Below are 24,744 nucleotides of genomic sequence, written 5' to 3' on the forward strand. Positions count from 1 at the left end.
GCAGACAGTGCCGAGGGGCATGAAATACCAGGCAGTGGCTCGTAATCTAACGGGTGGTGTGCTAGCCAGTAAGCCCATTTCTTTAAAAATAAATTTATCGAGCCGAAAGAATAACGTATCAACTGTTCATTACAGCGAAACACATTCTGTTACAACAAATCAGTTTGGCCTATTCACCCTGAACATTGGGGAAGGTGTGGCTATCAACAAAGTAGCTTTTGACCAAATCCCCTGGAGCAGTGAAGATATTTGGCTGGAAGTAGCTATAAAGGAAGATGGGCAACAAAGTTTTACGGCCATTAGCAATAGCAAACTATTAGCAGTCCCCTATGCCTTTCATGCCGGAACGGCCTCATCACTCGCCGGTAATGGCTCCAGTGCGGCCCGTACCGCTGCTGGTCCGGGCGAAGGGGTTCCGGGGCAAGTATGGAGTCTGTTTGGTAACTCCAGGACCGATGCGAATAAAGATCGGTTTGGAACAACAGACTATGTAGATCTGGTAATGATCACAAATAATACTGAGCGCCTCAGAATTACCAAAGATGGTGATATTAACATTGCCAATAGTCTGAAAGTAGGTAAAGACGTAGAAGTAGGTAATGATCTGACCGTAAAGATGAATACGTACCTCAATACGGTAGGTGGATCAACAATCAATAATGGACCATTTACAGTAAATAAGTTGAGTCCGACCTATCTGACCGGCATCTTAACGGTAGATAAGGCTACTACCCTCAAAAGTACTCTGGATGTAGACGGAGCTACCCATCTGAAAAATACTTTAGAAGTTGACCTAGGGACAGACCTAAACAGTACTCTTAACACCGACGGAGCTACTACCCTAAGAAACACGCTGTCTGTCGATGGGGCTACTGACCTGAATAGTACTCTTAATGCCGATGGTGCTACTACTCTTAAAAATACTTTGTCTGTCGACGGAGCTACTGATTTAAACAGTACACTGAATGCTGATGGGGCCACCACTTTAAAAAGTACCTTAACTGTCGATGGGACTTCCGTACTTAACAATACTTTAGGGGTAAATGGCCAAGTCACGATCACAGCGAATTTAGCAAACGCTCAGGATAGTTATGATGACTATCCGCTACGGGTAACAGGTAACGAGCAAGGTATCGTTGTAAAGTTATCCAGCTCGAAGCCCGACCGGGGCAATAACTACATTACCTTCATGAATGGGGGAGGAACGCCAACGGGTCGTATCGAAGGGTTTGGCGGTATAGGTACTCAGCTCCGTAGTGCTGTGAATGGAATCATTGGTGAAGGTAGTGATGATGCTTCGCAGGACCGTGATCAGGATGTACCAGCTAACATACCCGGAGGCGCCGCCGACTATTTTGGTACTAATTATGCTTTTGGCGCCTACCAGTTAACCTTAAGCTTAATTGATAATATCATCAGATTAACCACCAATGCAGTAGCATGCGCCGTTGGTATTGGTATTGCGGGTGACTGTGATGATGTATTCTGGAGCTCAGTAGATGTTATTGTGGGAGGGTTGCAGCTGGGAGGCTATATAGCTTATAATGAAGTTACAGATGCGGCTGGTGTAGGTTATGAATCCGGTGGTGCTGATTATGCTGAATGGTTGCATAAGGCTAATGTCAAAGAAGCACTTACCTATGGAGATGTTGTTGGTATTCAGGGGGGAGAAATTTCTAAGAGTTTTGTTGAAGCCGAGAAATTTATGGTAGTGTCTCATAAGCCCGCTGTAATTGGAGGTATGCCCGAAGCCGGCAAAGAGAATGAATATACCAAAGTAGCATTTATGGGGCAGGTACCTGTAAAGGTGGTTGGCCGGGTGTGTAAAGGTGACTACATCCTTCCATCGGGTAATGGTGACGGAATGGCCACTGCTATTGCACCAGCCGACATGAAAGCCAGAGATTACGGACGTATAATCGGGATTGCCTGGGCTGAATCTGATTCAAGAAAAGTATTCAACTATATCAACACGGCGGTAGGTATCAACTCGAACGATATGTCCGGTATGATCGAACAGATGCAGAGTTTACTTAATGCAATGCAGACAGCCCTCCAGAAAGCTGTTCCGGAGTATAAGCCGTTGTTCTATGCAGTAGATCAGAAATCAATGCTGGCATCGGTTGATTATACCAAAGCAGCCTCACTACAGGAAACGGTAGGGAAAAATGTAAATCGTGGTCAGTACGCAACCTTGAAGGATGCTATGCAGGGAGCCAAGGAGTATGCGGGCACACAGGGCTTTGATCTGAGTCAGTATCCTTTGATGAGTGAGTTCTTTGATAATCCCACTCCCGAAATGGCTAAGAAAGTACAGGATCATTATATGAGAGCGCTGGTAAAAGCACAGGATCTATTGGCTGCTATGGAGAAAAGAAAAGCAGCAACTGGTAGATAGCGTACTACGCTCTGCCCTTAGTTACAGGTTTATTTGATTTACCCGCTGGGAATAGGATAGCCTTACTCCAGCGGGTAAGTTTTTGCATTTGGGTAATGGATAAGTTTAATTCTGCTATTGTACCCATTTAAATAAGTAACGAATCTGACTACTTCACCCGCCCGTACTGCTTCATCAGCTCCAGTACCTTCTGCTTGGGAAGCGCCTCCACTTTATGTCCCTGCGTACCGGTGGTCGTTTCGGCCATGAAGAGCGAGTTAATGATGGCTTCTTCGGTAGCCTCAATGGCCGCCAGGAACAGGGGCGACACGTAGTCATTGTGCAGGAGCGTGATAGGGGCAGTAGGCTGGTTAGCTTCGTGGGGAATACGGTAGGCTGTGGAGAAGGCAATGACGTAGTCGCCGCTACCGTTGGAAGCAATACCACCCGTACGGGCCAGACCCATGAATACCCGCTTAGCCAGTCGCTTGAGGTTGCGGGCGTCAAGAGGGGCATCGGTAGCTACCACCATCATGCAGGAGCCATCTGACGACTTATCCAATGATTCTTTAAACGAATATTTACCCAACTCTTCCCCCACGGGTACTCCATCAATCTGCAATACTCCGCCAAAGTTGGTCTGTACCAGTACTCCTACGGTATAGCCACCGAGTTTTTCGGGGAGCTTGCGGGAAGAGGTACCTATGCCTCCTTTCCAGCCGAAGCAAACCGTACCGGTACCAGCGCCGACGTTGCCTTCGGCCACGGCGCCACTCTGGGCTTTTTGTAGCGCTTCCAATACATGCTCTTTCCGGATTTGGCGTCCGCGTATATCGTTGAGGTAGCCATCGTTTGTTTCCCCCACTACCGGATTCACCGACCGTACCTGCTGATTGCCAGCCCCATTAAGCGTCCAGTCGATGAGGGCATCGGTGGCGGTAGGTACACTTAGAGTATTGGTAAGTACTAGGGGCGTTTCGAGAGTACCTAGTTCTTCGACCTGTGTGTAGCCAGCGAGTTTACCGAAGCCATTCCCGATGTAGATGGCGGTAGGTACCTTCTGCTGGAACAGGTTACTCTCGTGCGGTAGAATGGCTGTGACGCCGGTGCGTACATCCGCGCCCTGAATCAGCGTTACCTGCCCGACTTTCACTCCTGCTACATCCGTAATGGCATTATGTGTACCCACAGGAAGTACCCCGATCTTGATGCCCAGCTCACGGGGGCGTTTCTGACTGAAAGTGGATTGGGTGGACAATAGACCGAAAGCAAGAGTGAGTAGTACTAATTTCATGAAAGGCTTTGATTTAGAAATTCACCTTTCAAACTACATATTTTTCAGGAAGATTGTGGCTGGCACTGTTCACAAAAGTAGGTGGTTCGCCCTCCCACCTTACTCTGTGATACAGGCGTATGGCAGCGGGGACACTGCCGGTGCTGCCCGGCATCCTCGTAAGGGGAGGTGTCCCACGCCCGGGCATGGATAATATACGAAGGTGGAAAATCAGCGTAGCGAGCCTCCTTCTCAATAGCGGTACGCAGTACATCCTGAATGGCGGCGTGCAGGGCTTCTACCTCCTGTTCGGATAGTTGATTCGCTGGTTTTTCGGGATGAATACTGGCCTGAAACAGTAGCTCGTCCGCAATCCAGTTGCCCACACCCGCCGCTACCTGCTGGTCGAGCAGAGCAGACTTGATGGCTGTTTTGCGAGCGGCTAACACAATGGCCAGATCCTCTACGGTCATTTCAAGAGCGTCTTTCCCTATTTTCTTCTCTCGCAGGTAGGTCTCAATATCATTGACCAGCCCCATGCGCTCAAACTTGCGCGGACAGATAAAGCCCAGGTTATACCCACCCTTGAAGTAGATTACAATACGGGCGTGGCGCGGGCGCTCCAGCGACTGGTGGTAGTACTCCAGGTCGCCAGTCATGCCAAAGTGCATGTGCAGGATTACCCCCGGCCGGTCGGTCAGTACAAATAGGTTCTTGCCCACCCGGCGGGTACCGGTAAAGGACCCTCCGCGCAAGGCTTCGAGCAGTACCAGCGGATCAGTCGTAAGAAGTCGGGTATCCTCTACATCCATATCCTCAATGGGCTGATGGAACGAGGTCGCTTCCAGGTAGCGGCGGTATCCTTCTACTTCGGGTAGTTCGGGCATAGAGGCAATAGTTAACTTTTCGCTTGTGTAACCCCCTGTTGGCTCAAATGGTTTGTCAGGCAAAGGCCAGTGGGTAGAGTCGCTGCTGCTCGCGCAGGAGAGCCTGATAAGCCAGCATACCAGCCACCATAAATAACCAGCTCAGCCAGCAAAGTAGCGGAATGAGCAGGAGCCAGCCTCCCGGGAGCGTAGGTAGCAGCAGTTTATAGCTGATAAAAAAGCTTTGGTAGGAATTGAAAAAGAGCACCGCCTGGAGCAGACGGTAGTACTGGATCATAGAGAGCTTGTATCCTTTCTGGGGTTGGCTTTTGTAAAAATAAACCGTGGCCGCCACACCCGCCGCTCCGGCTAAAGAGCCGTTAAGGGTCAGAAAGGTGGAGGCATCAAGATAGTCAAAAGCCACGCACAGGAGCAGGGCTCCCAGGCCTGAGCTGATCAGGAGCGGCAACCGGAACAACTCTTTCAGGTGCTTCCACCACACCCTTCGATCACGGCGAGCCAGAGCTTCTTTCTTTTGTTCCATTACTACGGTAAACCCAAAAATCCCGAACCGGGCGTATACTTTCTGTAGGGCCGCCTCAAACGAAACGGTCGGCTCGGTGGCCATCTGCTGCTCCACCTCACTGGCCAGGTGGTCTACCAGCTCAAGCTGCAGGTCGTAGTAGTCGACATTTTTCTTCTTTACAAAGTTGAACAGCGTGTCAATCTGCGCGTCGGTTAGGGGAGTGGGAGTATGCATGGTAGTACCTGTTTATACGTAGGATCTTCTATATAACTACTACTAATTTTAGATGATCAGCTTATTAGCCCAGCGATAGCTTCGCCCCCAATAGGAGTTGCATGTGCTTCACAAATTCTTCCAGCTCGGCAATCCGGCTTTCGGTCTCCGTTTGTCCTTTGGGCGTAATGGCGTAGTACTTCCTCATACGGTTTCCGACGGGTACTACTTCGGCCGTCAATAACCCATCCGCTTCCAGCTTGTGCAGAGCCGGGTACAGCGCACCCTCGTTAAGGACTACCTCATTGGTGGTGAGCTCCTTTACTTTCTGCGTCAGTTCGTAGCCGTACATGCGGCCATTCTCTTTTAAGAGCTTTAGCAGTACGGTACTTAGGCTACCTTTGTAGAGTTGGGAGTTGTTCATGGTGCTTCTTTTGGGTATACTACGAAGGTAAATATATACCTAAGTTTGTTATGCATCAATAGTTGAGGTAAATTTTTCGCTATGACCTTCTCTGTTACATAACATGGCTGATCCAGTAATTTTTCACTAATTTTGCGCACCAAATTGCCTATCAAAGAGTTAACACTTTTCATAACTATCTAAGAATTACAATGCTACTTAGCGAACAGGAGCTACTTCGTCGCCAAAAACGCGAGGAACTAATGAAGCTGGGGATAGATCCCTACCCCGCCGAGGAATTTGAAGTCAACGTCACGGCTGCCGATATTCATAAAAACTATGACAATAATAAGTTAGACTATAAAAGTGTAACTATTGCCGGACGTCTCATGGGTTTTCGGATTATGGGTAGCGCCTCGTTCGCTGAGCTTCAGGACAACACAGGTCGTATTCAGCTGTACTTCCGCCGCGACGATCTCTGCCCTGACGAAGACAAGACTCTCTATAATACGGTATTCAAAAAACTGCTCGACATCGGTGATATCATCGGAGCGAAAGGTTTTGTATTTACCACCCAGACCGGCGAGGTATCCATCCACGTACAGGAGTTTAAGATCCTGACCAAGTCGCTGCGCCCACTACCCGTAGTGAAGCGCGACGACGAAGGAAACGTATACGATGGCTTCACCGACCCTGAGCTGCGCTACCGCCAGCGCTACGTAGACCTGATCGTAAACCCTGAGGTGCGGGATATATTCGTAAAGCGGGCGCGTATCATTACTACTATGCGCCACTACTTTGACTCCAAAGGTTGGCTGGAGGTAGAGACTCCTGTACTGCAGTCTATCCACGGGGGAGCGGCGGCGCGTCCTTTCAAGACCCACCACAATGCCCTGGATGAGGACCTGTACCTGCGTATCGCTACAGAACTTCACCTCAAGCGTCTGATTGTAGGTGGATTTGATGGCGTGTACGAGTTTGGTAAGCTGTTCCGGAACGAAGGGATGGACCGTACTCACAACCCAGAGTTTACAACGGTAGAGCTTTATGTTGCTTATAAAGATTACCACTGGATGATGGCCATGACCGAGCAGGTACTGGAGCAGGTAGCTCTTGCCGTCAATGGTACTACCAAAGCGACTTTCGGTGATAAAGAGCTGGATTTTGCTGGTCCGTACCCACGTCTGAGCATTACCGAAGCCATCGAAAAATTCACCGGTGTCAACGTGGAAGCGCAGGACCTGGCGTCGCTGCAGGCGCAGTGCCGGGCATGGGGTATGGAGATAGATGACACCATGGGCAAAGGCAAGCTCATAGATGAGATATTCGGAGAGAAGGTAGAGGAGCACATCATCCAGCCTACTTTTATCATTGACCACCCCGTAGAGATGTCCCCGCTGACCAAGAAGCACCGCAGCAAGGCGGGCCGGGTTGAGCGATTTGAGCTGTTTGTTAACGGAAGGGAGATTGCCAATGCCTACTCGGAGCTGAATGATCCTATTGATCAGCGCGAGCGCTTTGAGGATCAGCTACGCCTGAAAGAGCGTGGTGATGATGAGGCCATGGAAATGGACGATGACTTCCTGCGGGCACTTGAGTATGGTATGCCTCCTACCGCCGGTATCGGTATCGGTATCGACCGCCTGACCATGCTCCTGACCAACAATTCCAGCATTCAGGAAGTACTCTTCTTCCCGCAGATGCGCGCCGAGAAGAAGCCTGAGATGGCTACGGATGCTGACTACGAAGCAGCCGGAGTACCCAAGGTATGGATTCCTGCCCTGCAAAAAATGGGTCTGATGACCATTGAGCAGCTCAAAGGTGCTAATCCTAATAAGGTATTTAATGATCTGGGAGGATTACGCAAGAAGCTAAAGATAGAGGCCCCTATGCCTAAGAAAGAAGAAGTAGAAGGCTGGATCAGTTAAGAACTCATTGAGTAAGATTACCAACAAAAAAACCGCAGCAAAGCCGCGGTTTTTTTGTTTTCACTGCCAGAAAAAAGAAATAGTTATATCTTTCTTACTTGAACGGCATTAAGTCCTTTTTTACCTTCTACAACCTCGAATTCAACGCGGTCGTTTTCACGGATGGTGAGACCTCCCAGGCCAGTCACGTGAACGAAGATGTCCCTGTTTGTGTCGTCTTCAACGATGAAGCCATACCCTTTGGCTTCGTTGAAAAATTTTACAGTACCTGTCTGCATGATAATAAAAAATGAAAAAATTAAAAAATAATAAAAAGGTTAAGAATTGTAAAAGCCAGCTCCAAGGGTAGAAGCAAACACAATTACCCGGGTATTGAGATAGATTGGCGAATGCTACCAATATAAATCAATAAGGTTGTTTGATACTTTTTTGTCAGCCAAAGAAGTAAACATTTTACAGATTCTTCAAGCGCAAAGAAACAAAAATTGTTTGGATTCCAACTATTTTGCCAAAACAATTTGATTTAACGGAAGTTATAGTCCGTGTAATTAATAAGTATTTACCACGAAAAGCGTTAGGAGGTAATTTGCTACCGTCAATTTAACTTATTAATTTGGAACTCTAATCAGAGCAACAAGGGTATGAACCGGATTCGCTATTACGTAGAAGACCAGATTTTTGGTGTGTGCGCTCGACTTGGTGAGAAGCTTAGCATTTCGGCCAGCAGCATAAGATTATACTTCATCTATGCCACCTTCCTTGCCTTTGGGTCTCCTATTATCATTTACCTGGTGCTAGCCTTCTGGCTGGAACTGCGCAAGCACTGGCGCCGACACAACAGCCCTACGATTTGGGAGCTATAGGGAAGCCCTTCTTGTACAGCTGAGGAAGTTCAGGAAAGGTATACCTCTTATTCATAAAGTACTCCCATACTACGCTACGGTAGTACAGAGGCGCCCTGTAGGTAGTTCTTTTTAACCCTTTGGATAAGTCATGCACCATGCCGTAGAAGGCAAAGTGCGCCCGCACTATAGCCCACACGTCCGGCCAGGCACCGGTAGCCATAAATCGTACGCTCGAAATCCCGTCCAGTACCAGCCGCATGAATATGGTTTTCCAGCGCCGGCCTATGGGCAGGTTCTTGTAGAGCATGATCAGGTTATTGCGGTAGTTGAGGAAGGTCTTGCGCGGGTTTGACTTGTGCAGCGTACCGCCTCCGACGTGAAATACCTTAGAATAGCCGCAGTACGTAATGCGGTAGCCCATGTTCAGCAGTCGCCAGCAAAGATCTATTTCTTCCATATGAGCAAAGAACCGCTCATCAAAACCTCCCGCCTGGTGGAAGGTATCAGCCCGCATAAATAAGCAGGCTCCGGTAGCCCAGAAGATATCCGAAGTATCGTTGTACTGGCCGTGATCCTCTTCGCGAGTATCAAAGATGCGTCCCCGGCAGAAGGGGTAGCCAAGGTAGTCCATATAACCACCGGCGGCACCCGCGTATTCAAAGTGGGTGCGTAGGTCATAGGCCCGTATCTTGGGCTGACAGGCCGCGATCTGCGGGTCCGATTTCATGTAGGCAATCACGGGCTCTATCCAGCCCGGAGTAACTTCTACATCTGAGTTGAGCAGGACGTAGTAAGAAGCATCTATAGCCTTCAATGCATGGTTATAGCCTCCGGCGTACCCTTTATTATCTGTAATTTGAAGTAAGTGTACCTCCGGATGGTGCGCGCGCAGCCATTCCATAGAGCCATCGGTGGAGGCATTGTCAGCTACCCACACCTCGTGTCCGGAGGAGTGGGTAAGCACGGTGGGTAAAAATTGTTCTAAGTAATGTTTCCCGTTGTAATTCAGGATAACAATAGCAACCTGTGACATTCAGACGGCACTTATTTCATAAAGCCTCCCAGATCCAGACCCGGTATATTGGGCAGGACCCCTTCGGTAGCTTTCTGCAAATGCTCTTTCACTTTAGGTTCTATATTGTCCAGTGCTTTATTAACGGCTGCCACTACCAGATCCTGAAGCATCTCTTTATCATCCGGCTTGATGAGATCGTTATCAATTTCCAGGGATACTACTTTTTTATGGCCGTTCACGGTCACGCGTACCACACCAGCGCCTGACTCGGCCGATTCGGTAATAGTACCGAGTTGCTCCTGAGCTTCTTTCATCCGAGCCTGCAGGTCTTTCATCTTGCCCATCAAGCCCATCATATCACCCATATTTCCGAACATCGTACTTCAGTTTAAATTTTAATAATGCTAGTATCAAAGCACAAAGATAAGGCATTTAGCGCAGAAGCAGAAAGCTTCCGGACTTTACGAAGGGTTTGGAAGTGCTGTCTTTGATCTCAACCCGGTAAATATAATTTCCTTCGGGAGCACGTTCACCATTAATCAATCCATCCCAGCCCTGGGAGGAGTCAGTGGAGCTATATACTACTTCGCCCCAGCGGTTGTAGATCAGCATCTGGAAAGAGTCAAAGAAGATACCTTTCGCCTGGAACACATCATTCTTTCCATCTCCGTTGGGAGAGAAGGCATCGGGCAGAAACAGAGCTGCTTCCTGCCGAAAGAATACCTGGTTGGAGTAGCTGATGAAACTTCCGTTGCGTGAGTGTACCCGTACCTGGTAGTTATACTCCTGCTCGTCCGGGCTGTCAAGCTGAGGGTTATAGCTGGTATTTGTACCTACGTCAATTCCCTGTGCTGGCCCCGAGTCGCTGATTTTGACAACAAAGTAGTTTCCAACCTGGTCTGTAAAGGGCTTATCGCCAGTCCAGCGTATTAGGGTACCAGTATGCTGCAGCCATACCGTACAAATTGGTTCGGTAGGGGTAGAGCGGTTGCCGCATGCATTCTCATACGTGATACGATAGCAGTAGGAGCGTTCGGAAGTCTTGGCTGTGGCGTCGGTGTAACGGTTGCTATTGGTCAGAGCTACCAGTTCCTGAAAGGCACCACTGCCGCTTTCAGCCCGTTCAATGATCACTTTGTAGGAAGTGGTAGCCCCTGTAGCCGGTGGGAGTACCAGAATAGAAACACTCCCATTCTGTTCGACACTCACAAAGGCCTGGGTAATAGGAGCAGGACTCTCGTTAGATACAGCTGTTACCTCTATCGGTGCTGATATAGACACTACCTGGGCAGTCCGGGTGATGACCTGGTATCGGTAAGTTTCGCCGCATTGTACATTAGTATCGGCGAAGGAGAGGCTATCAACTTTATTATAAGTTTTTATAACACTTCCATTACGTAGTACCTGATACTCTGTAAAGCCGGCAGTAACCGGATACTTTGACCAGTTCAGTATATTACGTTGGTTTTGGGGAGTAGCAGTCAGGCTGGTAGTCCAGGCTTGATTAGACTCTTTGCTATTCCCGCAGATATCTGTTGTTTTGATTTGAAAAGAGTACACCTGATTAGGATCAAGGGAAGGTACTACCATCTGCTGGCTCCCGTCTGAACTGCTTTTGAAGCCTGTACCTTCGTAGGCCCCGCCGCCGGACTTGACCATGACTTCTGACTCAGCTCCTTTTACTCCCGTATAGGTCACCGCCACATTACCGCCGATACGACTCTCTACCTGGCTTATTGCGGATTGATTGAGTTTTGTGTCAACAAGGTTGACTGTGATGTCGCTGCTTCTTCCGCCGTTACAGCCACCCCCAAAATAAACACCGCGAGCCCTGATCTGACGCGGACCTGTACCCGTGTAGGTATGTTCGGTTTCCAGAGGTTGCCCTTTATTGATATACTGGACGCCGGAGCCGTCGCGCCAGTCTACCTCAATCTGATCATACTGTCTGGCTATACTGTCATCAACTACAGTTAATTTGACTTTGCCATCCGCGCAGGCTGTAGCCTGTATAGTAAGGGGAGTCGTGTCAAGTACCTTTACCTGTTTACAAGCTGTAAATCCTGCGTTGATTGTACTACTTCCAGCTTGTAAAATGGTATAGGTTCCAGGCTTCGTATAAGTATGTGTAAGTGATCTAGTTGAAGCAGGCAAGTTGCCTCCCTGATAGTTATAGGCCCATTGCAGAAGTGAAGGATTAGAACCTTTAACTGTATCTTCAACAACTACGGTAAGCGGTGCACAGCCCTCCGTGGGTGTTACTATAAAGCCTCCTCCTCCGAGCTCACATAGTTGCGCCTGCCCCTCTAGCGATATAAGGAGTCCGGTCAATAAAAAGAGACCGAACAATAAATACCGCCCCAATACGTGTGTTTTTTGTAGAATTTGCCTCACAATCCAGAGAAAAACGGTTGATTTCCTGACAGAAAGAGCGGGCAAGAAACGTATTGCCCCAAAGCTTTGTTTATTAACTAATCAAAATTAAGAGTTTCGGAGCTAACCCTGTACCTTTACCGCTTAAACGTGATTTTTTGCTTAACTATTTTCCATCAACCTGACTAATGAGCAACAATAATACCAAAATTCCCCTTGATTCCATAGAGGATGCTATCAGAGATGTGCAAGCGGGAAAGATCATCATTGTTGTTGACGATGAAGATCGTGAAAACGAAGGAGATATGATCTGCGCTGCCGAGATGGTAACGCCCGAAATTATAAATTTTATGGCACGCGAAGGGCGAGGGCTCATCTGTGTGGCGCTTACTGAGGAACGCTGTAATGAGCTTGAGCTGGAAATGATGGTTGGTAAGAACACCGCCACGCATGAAACGGCCTTTACCGTATCCGTAGACCTGCTCGGTAACGGATGTACCACGGGTATATCGGCCAGCGACCGCTCCAAAACTATACAAGCTCTGGTCAACCCTAACACCCGACCTGAAGATCTGGGACGTCCCGGACATATATTCCCACTCAAAGCCAAGCAGGGCGGAGTACTTCGCCGTACAGGACATACCGAAGCTGCCGTGGACTTTGCCCGTCTGGCCGGACTGGCTCCGTCGGGGGCGCTGGTAGAGGTGCTGAATGAGGATGGCTCTATGGCCCGCCTGCCCGAGCTACGGCAGTTAGCAGACCGGCTGGGAATGAAGCTGGTTAGTATCAAGGACCTGATCGAGTACCGCCTGCAGAAAGAAACGCTCATCAAGCGTGAGATTGGTGTTGATATGCCTACCGACTGGGGACACTTTGATCTGATCGCTTACCGTCAGCTCAATACAGACGATCTGCACCTGGCCCTTGTCAAGGGTACCTGGGAGAAAGACGAACCTGTACTGGTGCGGGTACATTCATCCTGCGTTACGGGCGACATATTTGGCTCGTGTCGGTGCGACTGCGGCGGGCAGCTACACGCCGCCATGGAAATGGTAGATAAGGCCGGCAAAGGTGTAGTACTGTATATGAATCAGGAGGGCCGGGGCATTGGTCTGATCAATAAACTTAAAGCGTACAAGCTACAGGAAATGGGCCGGGATACTGTTGAGGCTAACCTGGAGCTGGGTTTTCAGATGGATGAGCGTGACTACGGAGTAGGTGCTCAAATCCTGCGTGACCTGGGTATCACTAAGATCAAACTGATCTCTAACAACCCCAAGAAACGCGTTGGTCTGATGGGTTACGGACTGGAAATCGTAGATTCTATCTCCATCGAGATCGCCTCAAACCCCCACAATGAGCGCTACCTGCGGACAAAGCGTGATAAAATGGGACATGTACTGAAAAACCTGACTATACTCAAAGAATGATTCCCGTACTAGTGGCTACCACCGACGAAGACCTGCTCAAATGCCGTCGGGCGGTGCAGGCGCTTCGCCCCAAACTTTCTGATGAAGCCTATGATGAGGCTATTCGTAGTACCCTGGCTGATAACCGGCAGATGATATTTGTAGAAGAAGGGAAGGAGGCTGGCTCTCCGGAGGCAGCAGCGGTGGCCGTGTTCGAAACAGGCTATAACCTGTTCAGAGGAAAGTACATATATATTGATGATCTGTCGACGCTGCCTGAGTACCGGGGCAAAGGCTACGCTGGAACCCTGCTGGACTGGATACTGGACTACGCACAGCGCGAGGGATATGACGAGGTACATCTGGATTCCGGAGTGAGCGAAGCCCGTACCGATGCGCACCGCCTGTACCTCAACAAGCGGTTTCAGGTCACGAGCCTTCACTTTGTTTTAAAGTCCTGATTTATACTATCCTGGTCATTTATTTTGAGCCTGTTGGAGTAGCCACTCCAACAGGCTTTTTTTGTGTCTGTATAAATTTACTGGTCCTCAACGTACCACTTCACGCAACCCTTCCTTACATTCGGTCGTATATCTTCATAAAAGCATTAAAACATGCCCGAGTACAACTCCGCTGTTCTTCTTGAACTGCTCGACGGCTGTTTGCACGGAAACCGTCGTAGTCAGGAATTGCTCTATCGGCAGTTCTACGGCTATGCTATGGGGATTTGCCTCCGGTATACCCACAATCGTGAAGAGGCCAGGGAGGTACTGAACGATGGGTTTCTGAAGGTATTCACAAAGCTGGAAAAGTTTGATTCAGAGCGTTCTTTCAAAGCCTGGCTAAGCCGGATCATGATTAATACAGCCCTCGATAACTACCGCCGGGAAGCACGACAGCAGACGTTGCACGATGATGTACAACTAGCTGAGGTATCCATTGACGAGACGGCCATTAGCCAGCTGGCGCACGAGGAGCTGATTGGCATGATTCAGCAACTGCCACCAGCCTATCGGATGACCTTCAGTATGGCGGTTATAGATGGGTATACGCACGAGGAAATTGCTGATAAGCTGGGTATTACGGTAGGAGGTTCCAAATCGAATCTTTCGCGGGCCCGTGAAAAGTTAAAGGTGATGTTATCAAAAAAAAATGCAGATGATTATGAACGAGTGGCCAGATGACCGCCTGGATGAGCTCTTCAGAAAATCTGCTGAGGAGCTTAATCCTTCCTTTGATTCCGCCGATTGGGAAAACCTGCGCGAACGATTGGATGCGGGTACCAAACCAGCTACGTCAGGGTGGCGCCAAAAGTGGTGGCCCTGGGGAGCGGTAGTACTACTGCTACTACTAACAGGTGGTGGACTCGGTATCTACTACCGGGGAAATACTACTATGGATAAGGACCCGAAGGACAAGCTGGCGACCACCCCTACTAGCCCGGCAGAAGCTGTGCAGGGAGGTGGTGATAAAGCTACTAGCGAAATTACTACTGGGGAAGTGCATCAAAAGCCGGAGGATGTGCGTAATGCAAAGCATGATCCAACGGAACTAGAACCGAAAGTATCCGAAAAGTCCCGAGGTACTGTAGGACAGGAAAAGGCAACATCCCGGAAGATATTGCCCCGGAGTCAGCCGGACGCAAGCGGAGTGCGTCTACGATCCAGCCTGGCTGGTAGGAAGGAGGGCTACGGGGCACCTCATTGGAACAGGAAGGAAACGGCTGCTGAATCAACTCCTTCGGTCAGCAGCCCTGCTGCACCATCAGGAAACAGCGAAGCGGCACGTAAAGCGCCTGCTGGGGAGGCAGGCATCGGTGCAGGTACTTTCAGGGAGGTGAATGGAGTCACTCCGGCGGAGCAGAAGGAAGCTGTCTATGCAGAGCCCCTGCTTCCCCGTCTGGACTTCCGGAGCGCTACTTCTCTTACTCTACCATCCATTAGCTATACCGACTCGGGGCAGGTGGCTGAGCCGTTGGTTGTGAGGCCGGCCTCTGCTCCGAAGTGGGCTGTCAGGCTGGGGGTATCGCCGGATATGAGTTCGGTGGGGCTAACGGGTTTTACGAATCCCGGTCCGGCTACCTCTTTACTGGTTGAGTATGCCGTAATGGATCGATTGTACGTACAGTCAGGTGTAATCCGGAGCCTGAAAACCTACCGGGCGCTACCGGGGCAGTACCAGTGGCCAGCCTACTGGACGCAGTACATCAAGCCCATTAGTGTGGATGGTGACTGTAAGGTACTGGAAGTACCACTGAACCTACGGTATGATATGGCACGGGGGACAAGGTCTACCTGGTTTGCCGGGGCAGGCGTATCATCCTACCACATGCAGAACGAAGTATACAAGTATAATTACGAGCGTCCGGACCCGAGTATTAAACGGTGGCGCTGGGAAGGCCAGACAGGATGGTACTGGCTGAGCCACCTCAACGCTTCGGCCGGGTACGAGTACCGCTTCTCTAACCGGTTGTCGCTGTTGGCTGAGCCGTACGTAAGGGTGCCGTTGCGCCGGGTCGGATACGGTAAGGTCAATCTGTTTACGGCGGGAGTATGGATGTCGGTGCGCTATGTACCCTCATTCATAAAGTAGAAACCTTAATACCAATAAGTTTAGTTTCAACATAACTAGCAGCTATAAAAATGAAAATTAAAGAAGAAAAAGAAACCCTGAAAAGAGGCGAGTTCTTACGCAGTCTGGGACTGAGTACATCGGCATTGATGGCTTTTTATTGCATGGGTACTCTGACAGCGTGCAGCTCGGGAGAAGACGATCCTCAGCCCACCGGGAACAACAACAACGGCGGGACGGGGAGTACCTCAGGCCTTACGGGCAATGCTACGGGTAGTAATATCAACTTCACACTTGATCTGACCAGCAGCAACTACAGCAAGCTAAAGACAGAAGGGGAGTATGTCTTGGCCGGAGACGTTATGGTAGCACTGGCCTCGGGTAATAAGTACGTAGCCTTGTCAAAAAGATGTACACATGAGGGGGCCAATGTACAGTACCGTCTGTCTCAGAACGACGTCTTTTGTAACAACCACGGATCAGTTTTTAATCTGGATGGTACTGTTAAGCAAAGCCCTGCTCCGTCGCCGCTGAAGGCGTATAAAACCGAGCTGAGCCAGAATGGTAATTCGCTTCGCATATACGAATAACAGTACGATCATGACTTTACTCCGCATTATACCTTTTTTGTTAATACCCCTACTGGGCAGAGCGCAGGATGATCTGCTGGGCGAGCTTGAAAAACAGGCTGAGCAGCCGACGGTTCCGGTAGTGGCTACTTTCAAGTCTACCCGGATCATCAACGGGCATTCGGTAGAAACCGTCAAGCGCAACCACATGGACTTCCGGATCTCGCACCGCTTCGGTCGGCTGAACTCCGGGGCCTACGAACTGTTTGGCCTGGATCAGGCTACGATACGCCTGGGGCTTGAATACGGTGTTACCGATAACCTGATGATTGGCATCGGGCGTAGTTCGGAGCAGAAAGCCTATGACTTTTTTGGAAAGTACCGTGTCCTCCGCCAGACTACCGGCGCCCGTACCGTACCCGTATCAGTTACCTTGTTTGGTAGTACGGTCATCCGTACCATCCGATCCTTTATACCCGGTGAGCAGGAGCGCTCTTTTCAGGATAAGCTCACCTACACCGGACAGGTACTCATAGCCCGGAAGTTCAGCGAGCGGCTCTCCCTCCAGCTTACCCCCACCTACCTATACCGTAATCAGCCCGAACTGGCTGCCGACGATCAGCTCTTGCTGGCGGTAGGTATCGGTGGGCGCTACAAGATCAGTAAGCGGGTATCGCTCAACGGCGAGTACTTCTGGGCTCTTCGTGATGAGAGTAGTGATGCTTTGCCCTACTACAACTCCCTGGCCGTTGGCTTTGACATCGAAACGGGCGGGCATGTATTCCAACTGCACTTTACCAATTCGCTGGGGATGATTGAGAAGCAGTTTATCGGCGAAACAGTAGGTACCTGGGGTAAGGGAGATATTCACTATGGATTCAACATATCACGTACGTTCAGCCTGGATAGGAAAAGCAAACGAGCTGCAACGGACTGGTAGAGACCTACTACTATGAACAGGTACTTATTTACATACATACTTTTACTGCTGATTGGCCTTACTGTCTCCGGAACTGTGCGGGCTCAGAGCAAGCTGTACGCTACCGCTACGGGCCAGACCAGCTTTTTTTCCGAGACACCCGCTGAGAATATCACTGCCGTCAATAAAAAGACGCAGGCGATCCTGAATACCTCAACGGGTGAACTGGCTATCCGGATGAATATGCGGGACTTTGACTTTCCCAATGAGTTGATGGAGGAGCACTTCAACGAAAACTACATAGAGTCGGAGAAGTACCCCACGGCCACCTTTCGGGGTAAGGTAGACCAGACGGTAGACTATACTCAAAATGGTACCCATGAGGTTACTGCAACGGGAGCATTCACCGTTCACGGTGTCACCCAAAACCGCACTCTGAAAGGGCAACTCGTTGTGAAAGACAAAGCCATCAGCATCAGCTCAGATTTTGAGGTAGCCCTGGCCGATCACAAAATAGAAGTACCTAAGATCGTATTCATGAAGATAGCCCAGGTAATACAGGTGAAGGCCCGCTACCAGCTTACACCTTACAACCGATAGCAGGCATTATAAGCAGGGGCATAACCCCACAAAAAAGCAGCTACTCCTGAAAAAAGTAGCTGCTTTTTTTTATCAATGGAAACGTAAGCCTCTATAAGTATTGATGAGGTAAAAGTTCTGGGTTGTGGCTATAAGCTGATGTGTACGTCGTACAGCACCGGCGTTACCGGCCCTTTAGCTACCTTCCTGACCACAGGTAACGATACATTCGACACGGAAGCAGATACTAGCCAGCCAAGACATTGCCGCTGCTAACAAGCCAGCGCACTCCCACCAGCCTTACTCAGAAAGAACAGGCAGATAGAAGTGCGCAGGCGTTAACTCCGCTATGAAAGGCTTAATTGACTTTCAGCAGTCGTACGGTTCGAGTCTGACTAGCCGTGCTCACCCGCAGCAGGTACACACCTGGGCTAGCACCTACAGGCAACACCACCCGCTGCTGGGGCTCGGCCTGCTCTACCTGCTGCTGATCCACCACATGCCCCTGCAGGCTCACCAGCACTACTCGCAGGGCTTGCCCGGTGGCTCCGCTGATCAGGACTTCTACCTGGCGGCCACTGACCGGGTTGCCCAGCACCAGCACCTGCAGCTCATCCTGACCTGGCTCGGCCTGACTTGGCTCGGCGCTCAGTCGAGCGTTGGCAGGCGAGGGGCTACAGGTGCCGAGCTGATCACCATGCGCCAGGTGATCCTGCATGCCCCGCTCATCCACACACAACATTTTTCCATTGTGACACACCAGGTATTTGGCTTTTTTGCCGTTCAGCGGCTCGCAGTCGTAGATGTCCAAAACGCCGTCGTTATCATCATCCTCATCACAAGTGTCGCCTTGCCCATCCCGGTCAAAGTCGGCCTGGTTGGCATTGGCCAGCAGAGAGCAGTTGTCCTGGGCATCCGCTACACCATCACCATCATCATCCGTATCGCACACGTTGCCTTGGCCATCACTATCCGTGTCGAGTTGATCGGCATTGGCGGCTAGAGGACAGTTATCTTGAGAGTCGGGCACACCATCACCGTCGCTGTCCGGCACACAAATATTTAGTAAAACACCCAAATTGTTGTTGGAATTTGCCACCACCAGATCAGGCTTACCATCGCCATTGTAGTCGCCGGTTGATAGACCAAGTGGCTGGTCGCCATCGGAGGGAAACGTGGTAGCAATTGAAAAGGTGCCATCACCATTGCCCAGCAGCACACCCACATTGTCAAAGGATAGATTTGTCGCCGCCAGATCAGGCTTTCCATCGCCGTTGAAGTCGCCGGTTGATATACCATATGGCTGACCACCACCGGTGGGGTAGGTGACGGCAGATGCAAAGGTGCCATCGCCATTGCCCAGGAAGATGCCAACTCTGTCAGAGGACAGATTTGCCACCACCAGATCTAGTTTACCATCACCATTGAAGTCGCCGGTTGTAACGTCCCTGGGAGCACCACCACCGGTGGGATAGGTGACGGCAGATGCAAAGGTGCCATCGCCATTGCCGGGCAGGATGCTAACATCATTAGAGACTCCATTCGTCACCGCCAGATCAGGCTTTCCATCGCCGTTGAAGTCGCCGGTGGCGATACCAAATGGCACGTCGCCACCGGAGAGGAAGGTGGTGGCAGCCGCAAAGGTGCCATTGCCATTGCCCAGCAGCACACCCACATTGTCGGAGGATAGATTTGTCACCGCCAGATCGAGTTTACCATCGCCGTTGAAGTCGCCAGTTGATATACCAAGTGGCTCGTTTCCACCGGAGAGGAAGGTGGTGGCAGCCGCAAAGGTGCCATTGCCATTGCCCAGCAGCACACCCACATTGTCGGAGTTAAAATTTGCCACCGCCAGATCGAGTTTACCATCGCCGTTGAAGTCGCCGGTTGTAATATCATATGGCGCACCTCCTCCAGAGGGGAAGGTGTTGGCAGCCGCGAAGGTGCCATCACCACTGCCCAGCAGTACACCAACATTGTTGGAGCCAGCGTTCGTTACTGCTAAATCGGGTTTGCCATCGCTGTTGAAGTCCCCCGTGATTACATAATTAAGGTTATCACCGCCGGAGCTATAAGGTACTGCCGGTGTAAAGCTTGGGGTAGAGCAGCCACTGCTTTGGGCACTCACATTCAGAACACCGGCTACAAGCACTGGCAGTATACATACGGCCCGGGAGCAGGATACTAGCCAGCCAGAACATTGCCGCTGCGAATTTAGGCGGATGAACGAGCTGGGGGAGAGCTCGAGGATTCGCTGAGCGAATGAAGTAAAAAGTAGATACATAGGCAGTTTGCTGAGTGGTTTAAGAGACGATACAACAGCAGCACAAGAGTACGGCTTTCAGCGTCAAACAAGGTGGAGAAATGTTCCGAAAAGGTGGATAATTGTTCAGTCTCTGGCCGAATAGCGAAAGTTACCGGGAGGCGTACCGAATTCTTCTGAAAATACCCGGCTGAAATATTTAGGATCATCGAAGCCTACGGCATAAGCTACTTCGGAAACATTGAGAGCAGTAGTAGATAACAGCTCCTGAGCTTTGCGTAAGCGTAACGTGCGGAGGTACCGGTTCATGGACAGTCCGGTCAGGGCTGTCATCTTTTTATGAAGAGTAGTTCGGCTCATACCCATTAGCCGGCATATGTCGTCTACCGAAAACTCCGCGTTATCCAGGTGCGCTTCTACAGTATTACGCAACTTAACCACAAACTCATCTTCCAGTGGCTCGTCCGCCCCAGCAGGGGGGGAGGTATCCAAGGCAGTACCCAGAGCCAGTTGGCTGTAGTAGATCTGCATCAGGCGCCGGGTCTGGATCAGGTTACCTAACACCAGCAGTAACTCTTCCCGTAAAAATGGTTTGACAAGGTAGGCATCGGCTCCGCGCCGTAGTCCGGTGATACGGTCGTCCACGGCTGCTTTGGCAGTCAACAGTACAATGGGGATATGACTTGTTTGCTCGTCGTTTTTCAGCGTATAACATAACTCGTACCCATCCTTGCGGGGCATCATGACATCACTTAACACCAGGTCCGGCATTTTTTCCAGCGCTTGGTCAATGCCTGCCTGCCCGTCTTCAGCCCAGATTACCTCGTAGTGAGCGCCAATGCAGACCTGGATATAGGCAGCTACATCGTAATTATCCTCCACCAGCAGCAATACTGGCCGATTACCGGAAGCGGCCTGATCCGGCTCACTCCACTGATCCTGGTCCGGCCTGGACAGGTCCGGCTTGGATAAGTCCGGCTTGGATAAGTCTGAACTGTGTAGATCCAGGTTAACTGGTACCGGAGTCAACAACTGCTCCTGAGCCAGCTGTGCCTGACACGTAAAGGGTATACTGACTACAAATTCGGCTCCCTGGTCTTGTCTATCTATTCCCTCCTCGTTTAGTCCGGAGCCATCCACGCCGGACCTATCCAGGCCTGACCGGTTTCGAACAGCCAGACCGCCCCGCATGAGCAACACCAGTTCACGTACCAGAGACAGCCCTATTCCGGTACCATTAGCCTGAGATGCCAGCTGATTATCCGCCTGAAAAAAACGGCCAAATACCTTGGGCTGAGTGGCTGGTTCAATACCGGGGCCGGTATCGCTTACGCTGAACTGAACCCATTGCTTATCCAAACAGGTGGTTGGGGTAATTTCCTCATAGTATCCTAAGGGGCTTAAGGGCTGCCAGTTATCCAGAAGCCTTAGCCGGTAGTAAATATGCCCACCTCTGGGTGTAAACTTCAGGGAGTTGGACAGCAGGTTGGAAAGAATATCCTGAAGCTTATCCCGATCAAAATCAGCTACGCAGGTATCTACCTCCAGATGACAATGCAGTTGGATATCCTTTGCTCTGGCCACCGACTGAAAAGATTCAACAATGTAGCGGGTAAAGCATACCAGATCGGCACGCACTAGGTTCAGATGCATCTCCCCGGCTTCAATTTTGGAGAGGTCCAGTATCTGGTTGATCAGCCTTAGCAGATTAGCACCGTTGCGTTCGATCAATGCGGCTGCATTCTGTAGCCGTGGCAACTGGGCCTCTTGCTTATAGCCTTTGAGCTCGGCCGCCATACCCAATATGACCGTGAGAGGCGTGCGAAACTCATGGGAAATATTAGTGAAAAAGTGGGAGCGGGCTTCGTTGAGCCGCATCAGATCCTGAGCCTGCTTCTCAATGATTTCTTTATCCTGTTCAATGCGGGTAGTGGCTTGCCTGACCTGGACTCCTAGCCGTATTTGTTCCACCTGATGTTGCCAGATGCGCCATCTCAACCAGGCCCATATGCTGGCTCCTACCAGCAGTACCATGATCATCAGGAACCAGGGGCGCAGGTAGATCGGCCGTACCACCACCAGCTCTATGTCAAGCGTATTATCCGACCATTGCCCGTCAGCCGCCTGTGCTTTTATCAGTAATTGATGTTTGCCGAAGGGCAGATTGTTCAGCCTTAAACTGGGTTCCGTCTGGTAAGTCCATTCTTTATTAATGCCCTTGAATTGATAGGCATACACGTTCTTTTCCGCATTAGCATAGTTCAGCAGGGCAAAGTCCAGTTCACTCGAGAGGTCATCAGGCTCTATGGTAATGGTGTTCGAAGTGATTACATCATCCGTCCTGTCTACGATTTTATCCTCTGCATGGTTGTATTGGCGTAATGATGTAATGCGCAGGGGCAACTCAGCTTCTGGCTTCTGCTTTTGAAAGTCATGCGGATTGAATGCCGTAATCCCATTCAACCCCCCAAAGTAGATCCGTCCGTTCTTGTCCTGATAGTGCGCAATCCGGTTGAACTCGTTATGGGTAATGCCATCCTCCACAAAGTACGATCGGGTGGTAAACCGCACCGGGTCAAACTGCATGATGCCATAGTCGCTGCTCATCCAGAGGTGGCCGCGCTCATCGGGGTACACGGCGTAGATATTATCATTGGATAAGCCCTCGCTGCGCCGGAACTGACGGTACTGGTTTTGCCGGCGGTCCCACCGGACCAGCCCGGCATTGGCGGTAGCCAGCCAGTAGATACCTTGGGTATCCTGGTAGAAATGCTGGTAGCTTTCGGCCGGTAGATAAAAACCACTCCCTCCCCCGCTCCAGTAGCGCGCCGTTATACCTTTTTCCGATTTGATCGTGTATAAGCCGGTGTTGGCGCAAATCCAGATGGTACCTTGCCGGTCAGGAGCAATGTGTAGTATATGGGCCTGCGCCAGTTCAGTAAATTGGTTGTACTTTATAAAAGGTTGTAGCTGTCCCTGTTTAGCCTCATACAGCATAAGCCCTCTGCGACCACCCAATAACCAACGCTCCCGGCCAAACGGGTGAAGGGTCCAGGCACCCGACCCCTTGGGTAAATCGGTAGTGGTATGCGTAGCGGTAGACGGTTTATAACGAACCAGCTGATCAGCAATGCCGCCATAGAGCGTACCCTGTCCATCATGGGTTAGCCCATAAGCGGAAGCAAACGCATCACCATTCGTAGTAAATATTTCGGGTACATACACCTTTTTGGGTACTTCGCCCAGGCGTTGGGAGGTATACAGGCCCATGTTCTCCATGTTGGCGAATACCTTATCGCCTAGTACGGTAATACCCCGAATGGCCGCAACGTTTTTACCCTTATTGTTTTCCTGATAGAATAACCGGGCAAAATGGTTTTCGGCTAGTTTGACCTGGTATACGCCAAAGCCGGTACCTAGCCAGAACAGGCCGTTCCGGTCACGGAAAAAGCTTCTGTTTTCAATCTGTTCACCCGACGTCTGACCTTTGATGGTCAATACGACTCCTTTGGTGGAATCTCGCAAACTCATACCATCCCAAACTAATCCGGTACGGTCAAAGGCATAGCAGACCGGAAAAATGTATTGATTCAATGATTTGAGTAGTGGGTACGGCCACTCGCGGCGATGACCTGACTCATCTATGCTATAAAACTTATTAGGTACCCGCTTGGCCGGATCAGCGGCATGATAGAAAAATTCAATACCGGCATTACGCTGCCCGAAGCAGATAATAATGGATGCCTCGGAATGGGAATACTGATTTACAATATGTCCATCCGGCGTGAGTTCAAGCAGATGCTGGTCATCCGCAATGGCCCAGACAGTATTACGGGCGGTGACCTGAAATACGGCCAGCCGCTTAAACTGTGATAAGGGTACATACCGCAACCCGGATTTGGGATGGTACGAAATAAGAACCGCCGGCTGGTAGTCCGTAAAGAATATGGTACCGTTGGCACTGCTGAGCAGGCGCTGTGGAGTATCAAATGAGGTGGAGGGGCGCTGTTTTCCGAATTTTTTTTCGAACGAAACTGCCTCATTGGTTACAGGATTAAAAAGCGTAATATGAGACTGACCATAGGGCCCCAGGAGCCACAAGTACCCGTCTGCATCCTGGACGATAGACTGGATATCGTCAAAGCCAAGTCCGTTCCGTTCTTTGGTGTAGCCCGTAAACTTCAGACCATCGAAGCGGTTGAGGCCAAACTTAGTACCAAACCACATGAAGCCCTGCTTATCCTGAAAAATAGCATTGACCTCCCGGTGGGACAATCCATCTTCCGGACCATAGCGTTTTACTGAAGCAGTATATTGCTGAGCTTTTGCGAGCAAGCATAGGTAGAGGAGTATGCTCAGTGTCAGACTTAAACTTCTCACAGATTCATATGGTGTGTGGACATCGCTCAAAGCAATGCGAAGCTGCCATTAGTGCCACAGTTCGGTGTTGCTTTTACTGAATAGTGTATATAAGTAGATCCGTGAATACTTATATCTATCATCACGCAATATATTTAGTAAAGTAAAATCCTCAACCAGGGTACCTTTGATCATCGCCCTGCTGTGTATTAATACCTGTGGTTCGGATATCTGCTTTATTTACAGTTTAAATACA

20 protein-coding genes are annotated in these 24,744 nt (G+C 50.1%); 10 read left to right on the forward strand and 10 right to left on the reverse strand.

Going from position 1 to position 24,744, the window contains the following annotated elements; all coding sequences use genetic code 11:
* Nucleotides 1-19 precede the first annotated feature (19 nt).
* Nucleotides 20-2,398 carry a DUF8740 domain-containing protein gene (locus JUB14_RS02225; RefSeq protein WP_207504126.1) on the forward strand — a complete coding sequence of 793 codons (2,379 nt, stop codon included), beginning with the start codon at nt 20-22 and terminating at the stop codon, nt 2,396-2,398.
* A 148-nt stretch (nt 2,399-2,546) separates the two neighbouring features.
* Here JUB14_RS02225 and JUB14_RS02230 read toward each other — a convergent pair whose 3' ends face one another.
* The 4 genes from JUB14_RS02230 to JUB14_RS02245 all read right to left on the reverse strand — a co-directional run bounded on the left by JUB14_RS02230 (nt 2,547) and on the right by JUB14_RS02245 (nt 5,679).
* Nucleotides 2,547-3,671, reverse strand: coding sequence for a DmpA family aminopeptidase (locus JUB14_RS02230; protein WP_207504128.1), 1,125 nt, complete (start codon nt 3,669-3,671; stop codon nt 2,547-2,549).
* 44 nt (nt 3,672-3,715) lie between these two features.
* On the reverse strand, nt 3,716-4,537 hold the full coding sequence (mutM, locus tag JUB14_RS02235; RefSeq protein WP_207504130.1) for a DNA-formamidopyrimidine glycosylase: 822 nt from the start codon (nt 4,535-4,537) through the stop codon (nt 3,716-3,718).
* 55 nt (nt 4,538-4,592) lie between these two features.
* Nucleotides 4,593-5,276: a hypothetical protein gene (locus JUB14_RS02240; RefSeq protein ID WP_207504132.1), complete on the reverse strand. Its 684-nt coding sequence runs from the start codon at nt 5,274-5,276 to the stop codon at nt 4,593-4,595.
* Nucleotides 5,277-5,340: 64 nt separating this feature from the next.
* Nucleotides 5,341-5,679 (reverse strand): PadR family transcriptional regulator, encoded by a 339-nt coding sequence (locus tag JUB14_RS02245; protein ID WP_207504134.1) that lies wholly within the window; start codon nt 5,677-5,679, stop codon nt 5,341-5,343.
* A 191-nt stretch (nt 5,680-5,870) separates the two neighbouring features.
* On the opposite strand from JUB14_RS02245, the gene lysS reads away from it, so the two are divergent.
* Nucleotides 5,871-7,586, forward strand: coding sequence for a lysine--tRNA ligase (gene lysS, locus JUB14_RS02250; protein ID WP_207504136.1), 1,716 nt, complete (start codon nt 5,871-5,873; stop codon nt 7,584-7,586).
* An 83-nt stretch (nt 7,587-7,669) separates the two neighbouring features.
* Here the strand turns inward: lysS and JUB14_RS02255 are convergent, their stop codons facing one another.
* Nucleotides 7,670-7,864, reverse strand: a complete 195-nt coding sequence (locus JUB14_RS02255; protein ID WP_132119342.1) for a cold-shock protein — start codon at nt 7,862-7,864, stop codon at nt 7,670-7,672.
* Nucleotides 7,865-8,227: 363 nt separating this feature from the next.
* On the opposite strand from JUB14_RS02255, the gene JUB14_RS02260 reads away from it, so the two are divergent.
* Entirely contained in the window at nt 8,228-8,449 is a 222-nt protein-coding gene (locus JUB14_RS02260; protein ID WP_207504138.1) for a PspC domain-containing protein, read from the forward strand.
* Here the strand turns inward: JUB14_RS02260 and JUB14_RS02265 are convergent.
* From JUB14_RS02265 to JUB14_RS02275, 3 genes are read right to left on the reverse strand one after another with little or no spacing between them, the layout of a single operon-like run.
* Nucleotides 8,430-9,464: a glycosyltransferase family 2 protein gene (locus JUB14_RS02265; RefSeq protein ID WP_207504140.1), complete on the reverse strand. Its 1,035-nt coding sequence runs from the start codon at nt 9,462-9,464 to the stop codon at nt 8,430-8,432. The two genes, JUB14_RS02260 and JUB14_RS02265, sit on opposite strands and share 20 nt — an antisense overlap.
* An 11-nt stretch (nt 9,465-9,475) precedes the next feature.
* Nucleotides 9,476-9,823 (reverse strand): YbaB/EbfC family nucleoid-associated protein, encoded by a 348-nt coding sequence (locus JUB14_RS02270; protein WP_207504143.1) that lies wholly within the window; start codon nt 9,821-9,823, stop codon nt 9,476-9,478.
* A gap of 55 nt (nt 9,824-9,878) precedes the next feature.
* Nucleotides 9,879-11,777 (reverse strand): T9SS type B sorting domain-containing protein, encoded by a 1,899-nt coding sequence (locus JUB14_RS02275; protein ID WP_207504144.1) that lies wholly within the window; start codon nt 11,775-11,777, stop codon nt 9,879-9,881.
* A 230-nt stretch (nt 11,778-12,007) separates the two neighbouring features.
* Here JUB14_RS02275 and JUB14_RS02280 point away from each other — a divergent pair, with 230 nt between their 5' ends.
* The 7 genes from JUB14_RS02280 to JUB14_RS02310 all read left to right on the forward strand — a co-directional run bounded on the left by JUB14_RS02280 (nt 12,008) and on the right by JUB14_RS02310 (nt 17,887).
* Nucleotides 12,008-13,249: a bifunctional 3,4-dihydroxy-2-butanone-4-phosphate synthase/GTP cyclohydrolase II gene (locus JUB14_RS02280; protein WP_207504145.1), complete on the forward strand. Its 1,242-nt coding sequence runs from the start codon at nt 12,008-12,010 to the stop codon at nt 13,247-13,249.
* Complete coding sequence (locus JUB14_RS02285) at nt 13,246-13,689, forward strand: GNAT family N-acetyltransferase (protein WP_207504146.1); 444 nt, start codon at nt 13,246-13,248, stop codon at nt 13,687-13,689. Before JUB14_RS02280 ends, JUB14_RS02285 begins: the two co-directional genes overlap by 4 nt.
* Before the next feature lie 153 nt (nt 13,690-13,842).
* On the forward strand, nt 13,843-14,412 hold the full coding sequence (locus tag JUB14_RS02290; protein WP_207504147.1) for an RNA polymerase sigma factor: 570 nt from the start codon (nt 13,843-13,845) through the stop codon (nt 14,410-14,412).
* Nucleotides 14,393-15,820 carry a hypothetical protein gene (locus tag JUB14_RS02295; RefSeq protein WP_207504148.1) on the forward strand — a complete coding sequence of 476 codons (1,428 nt, stop codon included), beginning with the start codon at nt 14,393-14,395 and terminating at the stop codon, nt 15,818-15,820. The genes JUB14_RS02290 and JUB14_RS02295 overlap by 20 nt, the downstream gene beginning before the upstream one ends.
* 50 nt (nt 15,821-15,870) lie before the next feature.
* On the forward strand, nt 15,871-16,389 hold the full coding sequence (locus JUB14_RS02300; RefSeq protein WP_207504149.1) for a QcrA and Rieske domain-containing protein: 519 nt from the start codon (nt 15,871-15,873) through the stop codon (nt 16,387-16,389).
* Between the two features lie 10 nt (nt 16,390-16,399).
* Nucleotides 16,400-17,308 carry a DUF5777 family beta-barrel protein gene (locus tag JUB14_RS02305; RefSeq protein ID WP_207504150.1) on the forward strand — a complete coding sequence of 303 codons (909 nt, stop codon included), beginning with the start codon at nt 16,400-16,402 and terminating at the stop codon, nt 17,306-17,308.
* A gap of 12 nt (nt 17,309-17,320) precedes the next feature.
* The gene (locus JUB14_RS02310; protein WP_207504151.1) at nt 17,321-17,887 is read left to right on the forward strand and encodes a YceI family protein; all 567 of its coding nucleotides are present in this window, start codon (nt 17,321-17,323) and stop codon (nt 17,885-17,887) included.
* 337 nt (nt 17,888-18,224) lie between these two features.
* On the opposite strand, the gene JUB14_RS02315 is transcribed toward JUB14_RS02310, so the two are convergent.
* A complete protein-coding gene (locus JUB14_RS02315; protein WP_207504152.1) occupies nt 18,225-20,150 on the reverse strand; it encodes an FG-GAP-like repeat-containing protein in 1,926 nt (641 codons plus the stop codon).
* A gap of 105 nt (nt 20,151-20,255) precedes the next feature.
* Nucleotides 20,256-24,464: a hybrid sensor histidine kinase/response regulator transcription factor gene (locus JUB14_RS02320; RefSeq protein WP_229367484.1), complete on the reverse strand. Its 4,209-nt coding sequence runs from the start codon at nt 24,462-24,464 to the stop codon at nt 20,256-20,258.
* Nucleotides 24,465-24,744: the final 280 nt, after the last annotated feature.

The sequence above is a fragment of the Telluribacter humicola genome, assembly GCF_017355935.1.
Lineage (GTDB): Bacteria > Bacteroidota > Bacteroidia > Cytophagales > Spirosomataceae > Telluribacter > Telluribacter humicola.

Coding starts and splice junctions, on each gene's coding strand:
- JUB14_RS02270 (WP_207504143.1), bottom strand. CDS start 9,823: ATGTTCGGAAATATGGGTGATATGATGGGCTTGATGGGCAAGATGAAA.
- JUB14_RS02300 (WP_207504149.1), top strand. CDS start 15,871: ATGAAAATTAAAGAAGAAAAAGAAACCCTGAAAAGAGGCGAGTTCTTA.
- JUB14_RS02260 (WP_207504138.1), top strand. CDS start 8,228: ATGAACCGGATTCGCTATTACGTAGAAGACCAGATTTTTGGTGTGTGC.
- JUB14_RS02230 (WP_207504128.1), bottom strand. CDS start 3,671: ATGAAATTAGTACTACTCACTCTTGCTTTCGGTCTATTGTCCACCCAA.
- JUB14_RS02290 (WP_207504147.1), top strand. CDS start 13,843: ATGCCCGAGTACAACTCCGCTGTTCTTCTTGAACTGCTCGACGGCTGT.
- JUB14_RS02280 (WP_207504145.1), top strand. CDS start 12,008: ATGAGCAACAATAATACCAAAATTCCCCTTGATTCCATAGAGGATGCT.
- JUB14_RS02310 (WP_207504151.1), top strand. CDS start 17,321: ATGAACAGGTACTTATTTACATACATACTTTTACTGCTGATTGGCCTT.
- mutM (WP_207504130.1), bottom strand. CDS start 4,537: ATGCCCGAACTACCCGAAGTAGAAGGATACCGCCGCTACCTGGAAGCG.
- JUB14_RS02265 (WP_207504140.1), bottom strand. CDS start 9,464: ATGTCACAGGTTGCTATTGTTATCCTGAATTACAACGGGAAACATTAC.
- JUB14_RS02285 (WP_207504146.1), top strand. CDS start 13,246: ATGATTCCCGTACTAGTGGCTACCACCGACGAAGACCTGCTCAAATGC.
- JUB14_RS02255 (WP_132119342.1), bottom strand. CDS start 7,864: ATGCAGACAGGTACTGTAAAATTTTTCAACGAAGCCAAAGGGTATGGC.
- lysS (WP_207504136.1), top strand. CDS start 5,871: ATGCTACTTAGCGAACAGGAGCTACTTCGTCGCCAAAAACGCGAGGAA.
- JUB14_RS02240 (WP_207504132.1), bottom strand. CDS start 5,276: ATGCATACTCCCACTCCCCTAACCGACGCGCAGATTGACACGCTGTTC.
- JUB14_RS02295 (WP_207504148.1), top strand. CDS start 14,393: ATGAACGAGTGGCCAGATGACCGCCTGGATGAGCTCTTCAGAAAATCT.
- JUB14_RS02225 (WP_207504126.1), top strand. CDS start 20: ATGAAATACCAGGCAGTGGCTCGTAATCTAACGGGTGGTGTGCTAGCC.
- JUB14_RS02305 (WP_207504150.1), top strand. CDS start 16,400: ATGACTTTACTCCGCATTATACCTTTTTTGTTAATACCCCTACTGGGC.
- JUB14_RS02245 (WP_207504134.1), bottom strand. CDS start 5,679: ATGAACAACTCCCAACTCTACAAAGGTAGCCTAAGTACCGTACTGCTA.
- JUB14_RS02315 (WP_207504152.1), bottom strand. CDS start 20,150: ATGTATCTACTTTTTACTTCATTCGCTCAGCGAATCCTCGAGCTCTCC.